General features: G+C 42.3%; 12 protein-coding genes. 4 read left to right on the top strand and 8 right to left on the bottom strand.

The window, feature by feature from the left end; all coding sequences use genetic code 11:
* Positions 1-46 precede the first annotated feature (46 nt).
* On the bottom strand, positions 47-1,510 hold the full coding sequence (locus DBR43_RS09140) for a PLP-dependent aminotransferase family protein (RefSeq protein WP_158622462.1): 1,464 nt from the start codon (positions 1,508-1,510) through the stop codon (positions 47-49).
* Between the two features lie 76 nt (positions 1,511-1,586).
* On the opposite strand from DBR43_RS09140, the gene DBR43_RS09135 reads away from it, so the two are divergent.
* On the top strand, positions 1,587-2,228 hold the full coding sequence (locus DBR43_RS09135; RefSeq protein ID WP_124579948.1) for an FMN-dependent NADH-azoreductase: 642 nt from the start codon (positions 1,587-1,589) through the stop codon (positions 2,226-2,228).
* Between the two features lie 54 nt (positions 2,229-2,282).
* Here DBR43_RS09135 and DBR43_RS09130 read toward each other — a convergent pair whose 3' ends face one another.
* The 4 genes from DBR43_RS09130 to DBR43_RS09115 all read right to left on the bottom strand — a co-directional run bounded on the left by DBR43_RS09130 (position 2,283) and on the right by DBR43_RS09115 (position 5,317).
* Entirely contained in the window at positions 2,283-2,717 is a 435-nt protein-coding gene (locus tag DBR43_RS09130) for a carboxymuconolactone decarboxylase family protein (protein ID WP_124579946.1), read from the bottom strand.
* A 141-nt stretch (positions 2,718-2,858) separates the two neighbouring features.
* A complete protein-coding gene (locus tag DBR43_RS09125) occupies positions 2,859-3,248 on the bottom strand; it encodes a RidA family protein (RefSeq protein ID WP_124579944.1) in 390 nt (129 codons plus the stop codon).
* 139 nt (positions 3,249-3,387) lie between these two features.
* Positions 3,388-3,951, bottom strand: coding sequence for a Crp/Fnr family transcriptional regulator (locus tag DBR43_RS09120; RefSeq protein ID WP_124579942.1), 564 nt, complete (start codon positions 3,949-3,951; stop codon positions 3,388-3,390).
* A 10-nt stretch (positions 3,952-3,961) separates the two neighbouring features.
* A complete protein-coding gene (locus tag DBR43_RS09115; protein ID WP_124579940.1) occupies positions 3,962-5,317 on the bottom strand; it encodes a hypothetical protein in 1,356 nt (451 codons plus the stop codon).
* Between the two features lie 307 nt (positions 5,318-5,624).
* Here DBR43_RS09115 and DBR43_RS09110 point away from each other — a divergent pair, with 307 nt between their 5' ends.
* Both DBR43_RS09110 and DBR43_RS09105 read left to right on the top strand, forming a co-directional pair.
* Positions 5,625-8,714, top strand: a complete 3,090-nt coding sequence (locus DBR43_RS09110; RefSeq protein ID WP_124579938.1) for a DUF6493 family protein — start codon at positions 5,625-5,627, stop codon at positions 8,712-8,714.
* Between the two features lie 7 nt (positions 8,715-8,721).
* Positions 8,722-10,050: an SWIM zinc finger family protein gene (locus tag DBR43_RS09105; protein ID WP_124579936.1), complete on the top strand. Its 1,329-nt coding sequence runs from the start codon at positions 8,722-8,724 to the stop codon at positions 10,048-10,050.
* Between the two features lie 29 nt (positions 10,051-10,079).
* Here the strand turns inward: DBR43_RS09105 and DBR43_RS09100 are convergent, their stop codons facing one another.
* Together DBR43_RS09100 and DBR43_RS09095 are read right to left on the bottom strand one after the other, a co-directional pair.
* Positions 10,080-11,036 (bottom strand): hypothetical protein, encoded by a 957-nt coding sequence (locus DBR43_RS09100; RefSeq protein WP_124579934.1) that lies wholly within the window; start codon positions 11,034-11,036, stop codon positions 10,080-10,082.
* Between the two features lie 82 nt (positions 11,037-11,118).
* On the bottom strand, positions 11,119-11,967 hold the full coding sequence (locus DBR43_RS09095; protein ID WP_124579932.1) for a hypothetical protein: 849 nt from the start codon (positions 11,965-11,967) through the stop codon (positions 11,119-11,121).
* A 160-nt stretch (positions 11,968-12,127) separates the two neighbouring features.
* On the opposite strand from DBR43_RS09095, the gene DBR43_RS09090 reads away from it, so the two are divergent.
* Positions 12,128-14,569, top strand: coding sequence for a mechanosensitive ion channel family protein (locus tag DBR43_RS09090; protein WP_233602916.1), 2,442 nt, complete (start codon positions 12,128-12,130; stop codon positions 14,567-14,569).
* Between the two features lie 32 nt (positions 14,570-14,601).
* On the opposite strand, the gene DBR43_RS09085 is transcribed toward DBR43_RS09090, so the two are convergent.
* On the bottom strand, positions 14,602-15,864 hold the full coding sequence (locus tag DBR43_RS09085) for an MFS transporter (RefSeq protein ID WP_233602915.1): 1,263 nt from the start codon (positions 15,862-15,864) through the stop codon (positions 14,602-14,604).
* Between the last annotated feature and the right edge of the window lie 8 nt (positions 15,865-15,872).

The following is a 15,872-nucleotide window of genomic DNA, read 5'->3' as shown; positions in this document are numbered from 1 at the left end:
GGTTGCTAAATATACCAGTCCAGAAATAAAGGATGGCCCAGCAGGCTTAGCGGATGATGGTTTTCAGGATTTTAAGGGCTTCTGCCATTTCATTTTCCTCCAGTGAAGCGAAGCCCATTCTCAGTCCATTGGTAGAGAAAGATTCGTTCTTGTAAAAAATCCCGTCGTCGATAAAAAGTCCCTTTTTCAAGGCAGCTTCAGACATTTTGACTAAATCGATCTTTTGATCAAAAGTTGACCATACGGCAAGGCCACCTTCAGGCATTTTGAAGCTGATCTCTTCGCTAAACTCAGCTTTAAGCAGCTCGCAAAATACATTCCTGCGTTGCTTATAGATTTTTAAAGATTTCCGGAAATACCTGTCCATTTCACCATTGTCAAACATCAGGGCAAATGCCTCTTCTAAAACGGTATCTCCTTGTCTGTCTATCAGCTCTCTCAATGAGGCTGCGGCTTGTACAAATGCCGGAGGTCCTGCCATAAATCCAATCCTCAGGGCGGGGGCAAAAGTTTTCGTGACGGAGCCGATATAAATTACATTTTGATTGTGGTCGATGCTTGCCAATGGTACATAAGGCTTGTTGTCGTAATGGAAATCAAAATCATAATCGTCTTCTATAATTGCAAAACGGTATTCCTTTGCGAGTTTTAACAATTTTAGCCTTCGCTCCATGCTCATCGTTACTGTGGTTGGACAATGATGGTGGGGGATGATATAAACGGCTTTTATTGTTTTGTGCTGTAAGCATTCTTCGAGATGATCAATGTCCATTCCATTGTCGTCGACAGGAATCCGTAAAAGATTGGCTCCGGTTTGTCTGAAGGTTTCGTCGGCACATGAATAGTTTGAAATGCCAACGGCAATATGGTCAGCGGGCTGGAGCAGAAGTTGTGCGGCCAGATAGATGCCCATCTGACTGCCTTTTGTAATCAGGATATTTTCAGGAGAGACGACCAGGCCTCTGGTATTGGAAAGGTAATTGCAAATCGATTCCCGAAGATGTTCGGAGCCTTTGGAACTGCCATATTTCAGAAAGTTTTTTCCATAGAATTTTCTGGAAATACTTCGGTATTCGCGCATGAGCTGATCTATCGGTGCCAGGCGTACATCGGGAAAGCCATCGTCAATGGTGAGGATATTTTTCTGGAGATTTTTACTCGGAACCGAAGTTTTAAAATTATTGGTCCATACAAAGGCTTCCTGAGGGATTTTATTTTTATCGGCCTCCGGAAGTTTTGTTTTGGAGAGCACTGGCAGACTGGAAAGCACAAAGACGCCTTTGCGCTCAATAGATTCGGCCCAACCCTGACTGATCAATTCTTCATAAGCCAGTTTTACCGTGTTTCTGTTGATGCCAATCAGTTCGGCCAATATCCTGGAACTTGGCAACAGATCAGATGGTTGTAGTGTCCCATTGGTAATCAATGAGATGAAACTGTTGCAGACCTGTATGTAAAGGGTGATAGCAGCATCTCGATCAACCTGAATTAATGATTTATAAGGTAACATCTGGGCTGTAGTGTTTATGAGAATTGGTATGCAAATATAACCCAAGCGCCCTTTAGTTTTGTCTAAAATTATTAAAATGAAGAAAGTATTAGTCATTAACGCTAGCGCAAGAACAGAACGGTCTCAAAGCAGAAAACTTACTGAAGTATTTGTCGACCACTGGAAAGGCATTCATCAGCATCAGGAGATCAGGTTTCGTGAGCTGGGAAATGCCGATGTGCCCCATATCAGCGAAAATTGGATTGCTGCGGCTTTCAAACCTGCAGCAAACAGGTCTGAACAGGAAATGGAGGCTTTAAAAATAAGCGATGTATATATTTCCGAATTAAAGGAAGCAGATGTGATTGTGCTGGGCACCCCAATGTACAACTGGTCAATTCCCAGTGCACTTAAAGCTTATATTGATCAGGTAGTGAGGGTAAATGAAACCTGGAAGCGGAATCCGGACAATATGCAAAACCCATATATCGGCCTCCTTGAAAACAAAACCTTGTTTCTATTGCTGGCAAGAGGGGCGCAGGGATATGAAAAAGGAGGATATAATGCGCACATAGACTTTCAGACCGACTATTTAAAGACGGTGTTTAATATTATTGGGATTAGCAATATCCATGTGATCGCGGTAAACGGGGAATCCTTTGATGCAGAGAAATACAGGGCCGCTATAACCACATCACATCAGCAAGTGAGAGCGCTGATGGAAATGGAATTGGTATAGACCTAAAAAAGCCCGGTATTTAAATACCGGGCTTTTGTGTTTAGGACATTCCTGTTAGACTGGCATTAGTTTCGTACTGATGCCAATTCTGTTCCATGCATTAATGGTAATAATGGCCAGGATCACCTGGGCCAGATAGGTCTCACCCAGTACTTTTTCTGCCCGCTCGTAGGTTTCATCTGCAACATGATTGCTGATTAAGGTCACCTCTTCTGTCAGGGCCAATATGACCTGTTCTTCCTCTGTAAAGAAAGGGGTATCACGCCAGGCATTGAGCGCATAAATGCGTTGTTCTGTTTCACCCGCTTTACGGGCATCTTTAGTATGCATGTCGATACAAAAAGCACATCCATTTATTTGCGATGACCTGATTTTAATCAGCTCTTTATGTGTTCTGGTCAGCGGTGTGCTTTCTATGAATTTCTCCAGCCCAAGAATTGCGTTATATCCTGCCGGTTCTACTTTTGCAATGTTAATTCGTGTCTTCATTTCTCAGGTATTTATAAGATTTTTTGCTGACACAAAATTACGGTAAGGGGATGGATGAAGAACAGACCAATTCCAAAATAAGGAGCAGCCCAGTGAACCTGAATCAGCCTTGTTTTTTACTTGCTTTTTTTGATTTTAAAACTATTTAACCACTGTGGCTTCCAGTTCAACGGTCAAGGTTTCAAAAAGGCTTTTTACTTCCAGTAAAGTCGTCGCTTGCTTGATGCCATGCTTTGCGATCCAATCCTGAAGGATAGGGAAGTGTGGCCAAAGGTCTGCAGTTGAAGTGGTGTAAATATTTAGCCTTACGATATTTTTGCTTTCATAGCCAGCTTCGCGGATGACCTGCTCGAGATTAAGTATGGCTTCGGTCAATTGAGTTTTCATATCGGCGGTACTGGATTCCCCTTCCGCGTTGATCGCCGTTTGTCCGGAAACATATAGTGTCCCTTCTACTTGTTTTACTTCCACAGCTTGCACATAACTGCGCTGATCCTGCCATTTCCAGGGATTGGTGATTTGTTTTTCCATTTTCTTTGATTTTTTCGTTTCCGGGGTTTTTCCCGGCTGGATTTAATTAACGATACAAAGTTGGAGGAAATGCAGGGCTTTCGAAGGTGACATTACTCACGATTATGGTGTGAGGTTTGTCACAAAAGTAAGTGTTTTGCTAGCGGGAAAACCTGCTCAGGGTTTCTCTGGACACTCCCAGATAGGACGCGATAAGCGATTTGGGGACGCGCTGAAATAAAGAAGGATACCGTTGCAGCAATTGTTCATAACGCTCTTTTGCATTGGAGGTAATCAATGACAGTATGCGGCGCTGGGCACCAAGAAAACCGAAATTCGATTTTTCCAGGAAGAAGCGTTCCATCTTTTGGAGGCCGTCGCATAGCTTTCGGTAGTCTTCAAAAGTAAGGCAGAGGACTTCGGTATCTTCCAGGCATACCAGCGACATGCTGGCTTCAGTCTGGGTGTAAAAGGCATAATAGTCACTTTCCCACCAGTCTTCCATAGCAAAGGAAATGATGTGCTCTTTTCCGGAATCATCCGTATGGACCAGCTTCAACAGTCCGGATACTACAAAATAAGAATATTTGACTGCATCGCCTTCCTGGATAAGAAACTGGTGTTTCTTGAACTTTCTGGTGGTAAAATGGGTTGATACAAAGCTAAACTCCTCCTCACTGAGCGGTATTATTTTTTCTATATGTTCTCTTAGTTTGTCTTGCATGGCCTGCCCTCTAATTTTCTAAAAGCGAGCTGAGCATCATCGCTTCCTGCCAAAATACAAACAATAAAGCCAATAACAAGCAGTACCACAGGAGATCGCTTTGCTTACGTGGCTTAAGCCAGAACAGCAGCACAGCAAAAATAGGGATTCCTGCTACATAGATGAGAAAGAGGGCTGCGATTTGCTGAAAGGAAGCCGTATAGTGATCAGGGATAATTGTCCAGATCATGAATTGCAGGAACCAGCTTAGAAAGGGCAATGAAATACATAGTAGGAGCTTGTACCCTATTTTTATATTTTCCGGGACAGTAAGCGTGTTTTTGTGGTTTTTTCGCAATTGAAATATGATCGCGGTGAAAAGCCCGAATAGGATTGCCAGTTGAAAGCCTTTAAACAGATTGGTATCCTTTCTGGTCATCGGACTTTCTGAAGAGGTTAGTTTTGACGATGCAAAATTCTCGATGCGGACGGTTTCCCCATTGTTAAAAGTCTTTTTGACGGAGGTGTTTTCTGAGGGGTTATTAAATGTCCACACCGCATCCTCTATGCCATTTTTAAATTGACCCGATATCAGAATTTGACCTTTGTTTGTTCTGAGAAATTTGCCATCCAGCCGGCTTCCCCTGAATATCAAATGATCCTGATAGTCTTTTGTTTTTATCGTGAGCCGGTTGATTTTTCCTTCCGGAATCTCATGATACTGTCGGGATAATTCACTTAAAACTCTTTTATCCAGATCTTTCAGAATGAGGTTCTTGTTGAAATCGTCATTTTTTACAGGCTCTCTGTCCATTTGAATCTGCTCTGCCTGAATGACCAGCAAGGTGTCTAAATTGTAGATCCTGAAGCCCATGTCCACAGCATTGCTGTCGGGCAGATGAACTGTTGATGGAAACAGGACGTATTGTGGCGTTTCAAAATATAGTGAGGGTGGCCTTGGTTTGGAGGTGGCGCAAAAAGAGAAAAAAACCAGCAACGCTGCAAGTTGCGGGTTGAAATAAGTTCTTTTTTGAGGAAGAGATAGTGCATACCAGCTTAATGGCAACACCATAAGCGCGAACAGATCACTAAAATCGACTGTTCTTTGAATGGTAAACAGATATTCGCTGAAAAGATGAATGAAGGGGTCTGAATAACTGCTTTTCCAGTAAATGAAAAACAGAGCAGTTAAAATATATATCGTTGATTTTCTTGCAGGAAATAATACGGACCAGAATATGGGGAAGATAAACAACCCGCAAAAATCTGACAGTTTTCCGGTAAATGCATTGTGAAAAGTGGCTTTGAGGTAAAAGTCATTTAACAGCAGCAGAAATAAACAGAGGAGGAAAGGGAGCGTGGTTAGTCGTTTAAGGTTTACTGACATGCTGATTTTTGTTGGGGTCTGGCAATTGATACCAAAAAATGATTTTAGTAACCCTGTCCTTTTCTTTGTCAGGAACATCCTTGCAACGCAGAATCAGCGGTTAAGCGCAAGGTGTTCTTATGGAGGGCCTGATGAAGTCATGGGGTTATTATTCAGAATATAAAATCTAAACTCGTTCTTTTAAACGCAATAGATTAATTGCATCTTTAGCAAATCGTCATCAGGTTGATGAAATTTTTTCTTCAGGTATTAATATAAAGGAAAATTTAGGATAGAAAACTTTAATAAACAGCTATAGAGAAAAGGCATGAAAAAACACCTTAAGTATATTGATGGTACGTCCGATAAGTTTTGGGAGATCGAAGTTGCAGATGCGGCTTATACCGTTGTGTATGGAAGAAACGGAACGAGTGGAACTTCACAGACAAAATCATTTTCCAGCAATGAGGAATGCTTAAAAGCAGCAGAAAAATTACTGGCTGAAAAAATAAAAAAAGGATATTCAGAGGATGGGGAAGTACAGGTCCGTAACCCGGCTTCCAAATCTGCTAAAAGTTCAGGAACGGATATCACCGCCTTGCTGAATGCTTACGATGCCATTATTTTATCTAAAGACCTGAAAACATTACTGCCTTTTTTAAAGGACAATGCTAAAGGAAATTTGGAGGCTTTAAAAAAGCACATTAGGAAAGCCAGGCGTTATTGGATGGATTTTGTAGACCTGACCAAAGAATCTGAGTATAAAAAAGGCAATTCTCAATGGGGAACCAGGGGAGAACAAAAGCATTTTGATATCATTACCCTGAGCGCTATTGCGCTGTTCAATAAGGCCGATATCACTTCATGGGATGAGGCGGTTGAGGTATTGAAAAGAGTGGAGGAGCCCTTGATTTTAGAGGTGTTGCAATGGGCCAAACCGGAATGGATTACCGCCTTCTTACTGGACAAAGCAAAAAAAGACAGCTGGAGAAGGTTTGACTACATGGCATTGCGTTTTATGGAAGCACAGTCTCTGATCAGTTTTGATCCTGAGCTGTATGCATTGAGTCTTGGATCTTTCAGTGAATGGGCGGCTAAAATCAAAGCAAGGAAGTTTATCAGTTTTGTAGTAAATGATCAGTTGGCTTACGAACGGGATGTGCCGGAACTGTTCAATTATCAAACAGAGCTTCAGGCCGGGTATTTCAGGGAGAAAGAGACGGAGGCTTATGATGCCTACATGACCTGGGAAATCATTTTCAATGCTTTATTAGCGGAGGGTAAACTAAACCGGAATTACTATATAGAGCAAATCATCTTAATCCAGACCAAAGACTGGACTAATCCCCTCAAATCTTTTTTCCGAAAAAGGCTGACTGAGCTGAATCCCGAAGCACATGAACTGCTGCCTTATCAGGAAAATATTTTCGCGGCATTACAGTATGCGCAGGCACCCATAGTCAACTTTGCGATGGAGCTGATTAAGAAGATGTATGAAGATCCAAAGTTCAACGCGAACTCTTTTCTGGATTGGCTGGAGCCGGTCATGATGGCGAGCGATAATAAAACGGCGATAAAAAGTGCTTTTCCAATTTTAGAGAAACTGAATAAGCAATATCCTAAACTCAATAAAAGAATCACGTCATTATTGGCGGATATATTCGTGGTGCCGGACCTGAACCTGCAGGAAAGGGCGGCTAAACTGCTGTTGAAAATTGCCTCCGGAAAAGATCCAGATCTGAACGAAAAATTATCTTCCTATGTGAGCCTGATGCAGGGAGGGGTAAGCTTGAGCCTGAGTTCGTTTCTAAGTGAAGAAGCTACAGCGCAGGAGCCGGAGGAAAGCGTTGTCTATCATTATGAGCCTAAACAGGAAAAGCGACTGTTGCAGGAGATCGAACTTCCTAAAGACTGGAATGATATTGTGTTTTTATTTGGAAAATTTATCGCTTCTGATGAGGTGGCAGACGGAGAGTTGTTATTGAATACCTTCATCAATCAAAGACATTTATTTCCAAAAGACTATTCGGAGCAGCTGCAACCTTATGGGAAACAGTTGCAAAAGAAATACTTTGAAAGTATCTTCAAAAATTACGTCAGCACTTTCCTGCAGCAGAAAATTGAAGATTACAATGCCGTTTTCAAAATTGAGGATCGCCCTTATCGATCGGTCAAAACCTTATTGTTAATCAAGCCCCTGCTGGATGCGGTGCAGAGCAGGATGACTGCGGAAAAGCCTTTGCCAATGCTGTCCTTCCCTTCACATCTTCCGCATTGGGTAGCGCCTAAAGTTTTATTGGAAAGACTGATTGCTTACCAAAAAGAAGGAGCTGAAGTTAATAAGCTGGACCTGAGTATCGCGATCAGCAGGATGCCCCGGGAAAATGTAGAAGAAGCGATGCCTTTACTGGAGCAGCTGAACCCTGAATTGAAAGGGCTAATGGCATTCTGTCTTGGAAAAACCAGAGAACTCAACTTTAAAACAGATTCAGTATTGACTAAACTGTTGTCTAAAATAAATGTAACTGCTGATGATCCGCTCAAAGCAATATGGGCAGTCGCAGCCAGAACATATTATCCTGATGATACTTTTCCGGAGTTTGAAGAAACGTACCTTAAAGACATTCCATTTGTCGTTTCCCCATTTAACCCAACGATTACCTTTGAAGAGCGCTGGAATGAATATGTGAATTATCAGACGAAGAAAAAAGAGCGTTCCCCTTCCTGGTATGAGCTGACTTTCCATATCCCCGGGTATAAAAATATGCCTGAATATTTTTTATATGGTTTAGACCTGTTTGGCAGAAAAAACCGCTGGGAGTACATGATGGATGTAGAGGGGAATGTCTATTACTGGGATAGCCTGATGCCGCAGAATCCGGCTGCTTTGGCGTATTTTCTATTGCGCTCCTCCTGCACGATTTCCAGCAATGGCGGAAGGGAACTGAAAGGATTCTTAAATTTAGTGAACCAGCCGGGATTTGTATTTTCCGGGCTGACCATGCTGGTTTTTGCCTGTACGTTTTTCCAGGATAAAAAAGACATCCGTCTGATGTCTGCAGAAGTGTTGATTAACCTCGTTGAAAGGCAGGCTATTGATGTTGTGTTGCTTTCCGAAAAGCTGGCTTACCTGACTAATAACAAATATGGACCTTTTTTAAGGTTAGTGGAAAGCATCAGTACACTAAAGGACATCTCTCCATTACATAACTCTGCCTTTTTACAACTGACGGAAGGAATTTTTAAAGGTTTGGAAGTGGAGGAGAAATTGCCTGTTAACTTTAAAAAGATCGTGGAACATTATGTTGACGTTCTTTATAAAACGAAAGTAGCGCCTTCGGCAGATGCGGTCGCTTTGTTTGAGAAACATAAGGACAATGCTTCATTGAAAGCATTGGTAAAGCAAATTTTAAAATAGACGAGAAATGACAGATTTACAATATCAATATAGCGGTGTGTCCACTTATACGAAGGAAAAAGGAATAAACAGCCTTGTTCTGGCACACCAGACAGAAATAGAAACAGTAAATAACATTCCCTGCTTTTTCTGGGGTACGCTGACAGATCCCTATGTAACGGCAAAATGCTGGACTACGATTGCCAAAGTAGTGCGTTCCAGTTTTGGCCCTGTACCACCAAGCTTACGGGATCCAATTGTTTCGGCAGGGACAGAGCGGATCCGGTTTGAAGGCTTTTCTTCCTGCAATGGAGTCTATGTGAGGCTGGACATGAAACCGGAAGCCATAGATGGCGAATTTATTGCCAGTGGTACAACCAATGTAGATTTCAATGACCCTATGCTGAATGCATTAAACAGCATTCAAAAAAATGAAAAAGTAACACTGGCCGTTGGTCAGCAGGACGTACAGGTGATCACGGGTAAAACAAAAGTAACAGAGAAGAAAGTTACCCTGCCTATGCGCTGGATCAAAGGATTAACCAGTGTACAGTTGTACCTGGCGGATATGGATCTGAAGTTTGAATTGAATAAGATCCAGACGATACAGCTTTTTCAGACCTTACCAAAGGGGAATGTAAAAGGAGATTTCTTTATTACCAAACGGGCCGGAAAGTTTATGTTCTCTACGCTGATGACGACAGATGGGGTACGTATTGGCGGTATACACCGCCTGCGCCTGCTGGATGGGGTGTTAGCGATATCGGAAAAGATCTTTGTTTACGAATCTGCAGACAAACAAACCTGTGCCATCGTATGTGAATTTGGGAAGATGCAGTTGCTGATGGCTTTTTCTCCGGATGCTTACCGTGGATTTTCAGGAGAAGGAAAGGCTTTAGAACATATGACGGAAGATGTGCCGGTAGAGTGGGTATACGGTTTGAATAGCTTACTGAAATCCAATGAAACCTTTGACCCGACTTTGTTATCCATAGAACACGATATTGATTTTGGAACAATGGATCAGCTGACCTCAAGTTTATCTTCAATTGGATTGTTGGGTTATGACCTGACAGGACGGAATCATTTTTACAGGCAGCTGCCGTTTAAAACAGAGCGAATCCTGAGCTTAAATCCAAGGTTGAAAAATGCAAAAAAGCTGGTGGATAATGAGGAGGTCCAGATCCTGAGGAATGAAGCAGGCTATGTGGAAGCAAATGTAAAAGGCACAGGTGTTCAGCATAAAGTAGTGATGGACCATCAGGGAGACCGGTGTACCTGTGAATGGTTTACGGCATACCAGGGGAAACGAGGCATTTGTAAACACATGCTGGCGGTAAAAATGGCGCTCCAATAAAAAGAAATCAGATGTCTTTCTTGCAGAGCTTAATTGGTTTTTTGTTGCAATCTTAAGGGATGAAAGCCGACAATCAGGTGTTCGTTGTCGAAGAGTACTTTGACGATTTCGCTGGGTGGATCGGAGGCTCCGATATAGGTATATTGGATCGTCAGGTAGGTATTTCCATCTGGAATAATTTGAAATCCTTGATTAAAGATTTTGAATGCTTCCGGTTTAATTGCTGATTTGATCTGATTGAAAACTGTTTCATTGACCTGATTACGAATTGTTGGAGAGAGGAATGCTTTTCCGCCTTCTAAATCGCCAGCTCTGAGCTTTAGGATGAATTGGTCGAAGCTCAGCTTTGCTGCAGTCAGGTCTTTTTCGTTTAATTTAGGTGTATTGTTCTTTTTGACCTTATTGATAGAAAGTCTGATCCGGTTGGTCGGTTCGATAGTTGCATTACCTTGTTTTTCACGAATATTACTGAATGTGCAATGCAGCCAGACTTCTGTACTATCATTTGGCTTCCACTGGTCCCTGCGGTTGAGCCCATGCGGCTGATCTAGTTTGGAGAGGTCAGTTAACTCACCATTTTGGTCGCTCTTGCCGTACTTTTTTGTGTAAAAGTCAGCCAGGTGGAGATATTTTTTGATAAAAGCCTGTTGTATTTTGAGGGGTTGTGGCTTGCGCTCGCGCTCAAAATTGAGCATGTCCCATTCATACTCAATGCTATTTACCAAAGAGTCTTTTTGGGTAAAGGTATAAGTCACAACCAGATCCGGAATGTTTTTCTCAGCCCTCCTGTAAAGCAGCGGTTCGGCCATGTGCTGGGAGATAATGATGTCTTTTGGTCCCAGATAAGGTTTACTGTTCAGTTTTTTTTCCAGCGTAATGAAGGAAACAGCTTTTTTTTCATGTATGTCGGTAGCAAATTCCTGAGCAAAGGTGTTGAATGAATAGATGCTGAATGCAGTGAGTATGATTGAACGTAAAATATACATGAATTTTCTTTAAGCGATTGAACGGTAATTTTCACCCAAGATACGAGAGTTTTGCGGACTTACCCTGAAGGATTTTGTTGTGCTACTTTCTGTATACCGGAGACCTTTTCAATAAGTATTCTAACGGACTGCTATAAGAACCATCCGTATTTGTCAGGAAGGCCTTATGACTTTGATTGTAGATGCTCGCATTGTTGTCCATATAAATGTGAATACTTACGCTGACTTCATATCGTTGTGCTGCATTGCTGTAATTTGAATTTGAACTCGAAACACCTTTTATTTTGTCATCACCGTCTCTTTTTACTTTGGAATTGGAATTGCCACCCGAATAACTCGTTTGATAGCCTTTGGTTTGCAATACGGTTCCATCAATTATATACTCTACCCCAAGGATATCACAGATGTTTTTCATGGTAAATCCCATCATTTTATCCCTGGTAACTCCTGCCTGAATCAGGGCTGCATTGGTGGTTCTTGGATCAAGGATCGTATATCCCGCCGAATGTTTTGATAAAAAGCCATAAGTATCTTCCTGTGCTTTATAGCCTACCTGTTCTGCGCCAGGCTGATTGTCCATTAAGAACGTGAATGGTAAGATCGCTATCTTATTGTGATGATCTACAGGGCTGGCCACCATCGCTACCTGATCTTTTTGCCGGCTTTCTGCCGGTAAAGTGGTTTGTCCGAAAACTTCAACCCGGCCACTGGAATGCGTTATTTTTAATATCTCTGATTTTTTTATGGTGTATTCCAGCGTTTCACCTGAATAGATAAAAGTGACATCGTTATCGCCTATTTTAGTAAGACGACCCTTCATTTCTTCTCCGTTGATTTTCTGAATGATATCTGGTTTTGTGGTCGGTTTGTTTTGTGCAAAAGCTTGTATGGAAAACAAGGCCGTGATGATAATTGCGTAAATTCTTGTCATGATGAATGAGATTATATCCTAAATATAACAAAATGCTGTGAGAACGTATTGGGTATTACGGAAGAAAATATTGCTGCTTTTTGTGTATTATTGATTGTCAAATCCTCTTCAAACTATGGTCCTGAAAAAAATAAGCGGCTTTCTTTTATTTTGCATTTGTATGTTTGGTGGTATCCATTTGTATGCTCAAAAGAAAGATACCCTTCATGGATCTACAGTAAAAGATAGCTTAAAACCTGATTTTGTGGCCAGAATGCAGGCCTTTGCAAAGCTGTCTTCTAAAAATAGTGCGGAAGAATTTGACGCAGATAAAGCCGCAATTGTTCAGGTCAAAACATTTGATCAGATCAAACTGACGATGCAAAAGGCAAAGATTTATCTCAGGCGTAACCTTGATACGGCAGGCCCCAGGCAGGATTTGAAAGAGATTGAAAGGGATTTTATCATTGCAGGTGATGGTGTTTTTACGAATACCGGTTCTGCACAAACCTTCCGGAATTTAACTACAACCTCCAAAATATTGACTGAACTGCTCAATATCGCAAATGCGGGAAAACTGGTGTTGGATACCCGGCAACAGGATCTGAACAGCTTTCGCTACCAACTGGACTCCTTATTGAGTGTACCTGCCTTATTTAAGTTTCCGAAAGACTCGGTCACGCTGATGAAATACCTGCAAAAGATTAAGGTGGTGGCTTATGAAACGACACCTATAGACTCTTCCCTTAAAGTGGCTGCGAATAACATTCAAACTTTGCTAAATCAGGTCAATATGACCGTTTTTAAATTGCAGGGCAGTCTGGATGAGATCGCCGCTTATCAGAAAGATATGGCCAGAGACACTTATAAAAGAGAGTTCGATAACATTTGGGCACCGCCTGCTTATTACCGGCCATTTGGAGAAATACTGGAATTCTCAAAAACGAAAGGATTATTGACCCTCGGTTTTTATGCTGAAAATAACTCGGGTAAATTGATGATGTTGGTTTTGCTGACCGTCATTTCTTTTGTTTATCTGCGCTCACTCAAGAATATTTATATTGAAAACAAGCTGCTGAAAACTGATTTCGATGGTCAGCTGGTACTCCGGTACCCGCTGTTTTCAGCAATATTGATTGTGGTCAGCTTGTTTCAGTTCTTTTTTATATCACCCCCTTTTATTTTAAATGTAATATTCTGGACCGTATCCTGCGTTTGCCTGACCATTATTTTTAATAAATATGTGAACAAATACTGGATGCGGGTATGGTTGATGATGGTTGTGCTTTTTATCATCACCGCTATAGTGAACCTGGTCTTACAGGCATCAAGGATAGAACGTTGGTTTATGCTGATCATTTCGATACTTGGGCTTGTGGTGGGATTGATCACCTTAATAAAAGGGCGCCGCGAAGAACTGAGAGAAAAATGGATCATCTGGTCCATCGCTTTTATGGTTTTACTGGAGTTTGTAGCAATTATTGCCAACGTTTTTGGCCGGTATAACCTGGCAAAAACATTGTTTATCAGTGGCTTTATGAATGTGGTAATTGCTATTGTTTTTCTTTGGACGGTACGTCTGATCAATGAAGGCCTGTTTCTGGCTTTTAATGTATACTCCGGACAGGACCGGAAACTCTTTTACCTCAATTTCGAAAAAGTAGGTAAAAAGGCACCTGTGCTTTTTTATGTATTGCTGGTCATTGGCTGGGTGGTATTGTTTGGCCGGAATTTTCCTGCATTTAACTACCTGTCTGCACCACTTCAGAATTTTTTCATTCAGGACCGGACCCTTGGCGGCTATACTTTTAGTATTTATAACCTGGTGTTGTTTCTTGCAATTATGCTCATATCGGTCATTGTATCCAAGGTCGTTTCCTTTTTTGCTTCCGATGGACAACCGGGAACGAGTAAAGACAATAAGCAGGAGCGGCAGGGGATAGGCAGCTGGTTGTTGCTGGTCCGTATTTCTATCCTTTGTATTGGACTGTTTTTAGCGATAGCTGCGGCGGGGATTCCGGTAGACAGGATCACGATTGTTTTAGGTGCCTTGGGTGTGGGCATTGGTTTCGGTTTGCAAACTTTAGTCAATAATCTGGTGAGCGGACTGATCATTGCATTTGAAAAACCGGTTAATGTCGGTGATATTGTGGATATCGATGGTCAGGGAGGAAGGATGAAGTCTATCGGATTCAGAAGCAGTATCATTTCCAATTGGGATGGAGCAGATGTGGTAATGCCAAACGGCGATTTATTAAATGCGCACCTGATCAACTGGTCGCTGGGAGGGAACCGGAAACGGATGTCTGTGATGATTGGGGTTGCTTACGATTCGGACCTGGAAAAATGCAGGCAGATCCTGACCGGAATTTTAGACAATGACCCGCGGATCAATAAGAATCCCGGTCCTGTAGTCCAATTTGAACAGTTCAGTAACAGCGCTATTGACCTGCGGATCTACTTCTGGACAAAACATATCGCAGATATTCCTGCCACGAGAAGTGATCTGATCGTGGCCATTGCAGGTGCTTTTAAAGCCAATGGCATCGTTATCCCATTTCCTCAACAAGATATTTATATCCATACTCCAGAGAAGCCAGATTCGGAAAATAGGGGGCTATAAACCCGGCTCGCATTTATCCGGTAACCAGTGTCTTACGAATTAAGGATTGATGGGCTTTGTTTCCCATCTGCAGACCTTCCGGTTCTTATGGTCGAAATGAAGATCGCAGAGAGCAGGCAGATGAAGGAAATGACCATGAAAATGCTTCCGGTAGCTCCTGTTGAATCGATCACGAAACCAAATAATGGTTCTCCTAATGCAGCAAATAAGTAGCCGGTCATGTTCATAAAACCGATACCGGTTCCTATGGTGTTTTTTGGGAGCATCTGCGGACTCAACGGCCAGAAATTTGCCTGAGGCCCATACACGAAAAATCCTGCTAAAAACATCAGTGCCCCGCCAAGAAGGAGGTTCGAGGAGGGGGAAATATAGATGAGTATGCTGAGAATAGCACTAATGACCATTCCCATTCTGATGGAAGTGATCCTGTTGCCTTTAAACACAGAATCCGATAAAGTTCCAAATGAAATTGCACCGGCCGCCATACCAATTGGTAAAAGTAGAGTGACCCACAGGTATTGAGGATTTTCCTTCCATCCTTTACCCAGATAATGAACGGGAACCCAGAAAATCAAGCCGTACCTGGCCATACTTTCAAAACCAAAAGACAGAGAAGCTTTGATGAAATTTGGGTTTCCTATCACCGTCTTGTATCGGTCAAGCCAGCTGTCTCCGGTTGCATTGACCGGTTCAGGGAGTTTTTTGGCTTCAACTGATTCAGCATGGGTTGGTTTATCCCGGATAAATATCAGGAAAATGACTGCCGCAAATGCCAGGGGGATCAGTGGCAAGCGGAATAACATGCGCCATTCCAGGTGCATTTGCAGAAGAATGATAGAAAAAAGATAAGTTACAACAGAGGACAGACCTGCTGCCATTGTATAAAAACCAAAGGCTTTTCCATGTTCGTCTTTGTGCCACCAGTTAGAAATGACCTTGCCCCCGGGTGCCCATGCCATGGATTGGAAATAGCCGTTCATTGCCCAGAGGAGCATAATTAATATTGGGGTACTGCTGAAACTGATGGCTACATTTGCTGCGATTGACAAGAATGCACCCGTTGGCACCATGACTCTGGCACTTATTTTATCCGCAAGGTTTCCATTGATCAATTGGCCGATGGAGTATCCGATCAGCATGGAGAAACTGATCCAGCCAATAGCGGTATAGGACATGCCCAGGGAGGAGGCCATGTCTTTAACTGCCCAGCCGAAATTATGACGCCCGGTATAGAAGAAGAGGTAACAGAGCATGGTTACCAAAAGCATTTTCCACTGTTTATTTCTAAAAGACATAGAGCGGC

Source organism: Pedobacter sp. KBW06 (genome assembly GCF_003852525.1).
In the GTDB taxonomy this organism is placed as follows: Bacteria; Bacteroidota; Bacteroidia; order Sphingobacteriales; family Sphingobacteriaceae; genus Pedobacter.
This window is presented reverse-complemented; position numbering and strand designations above follow the sequence as displayed.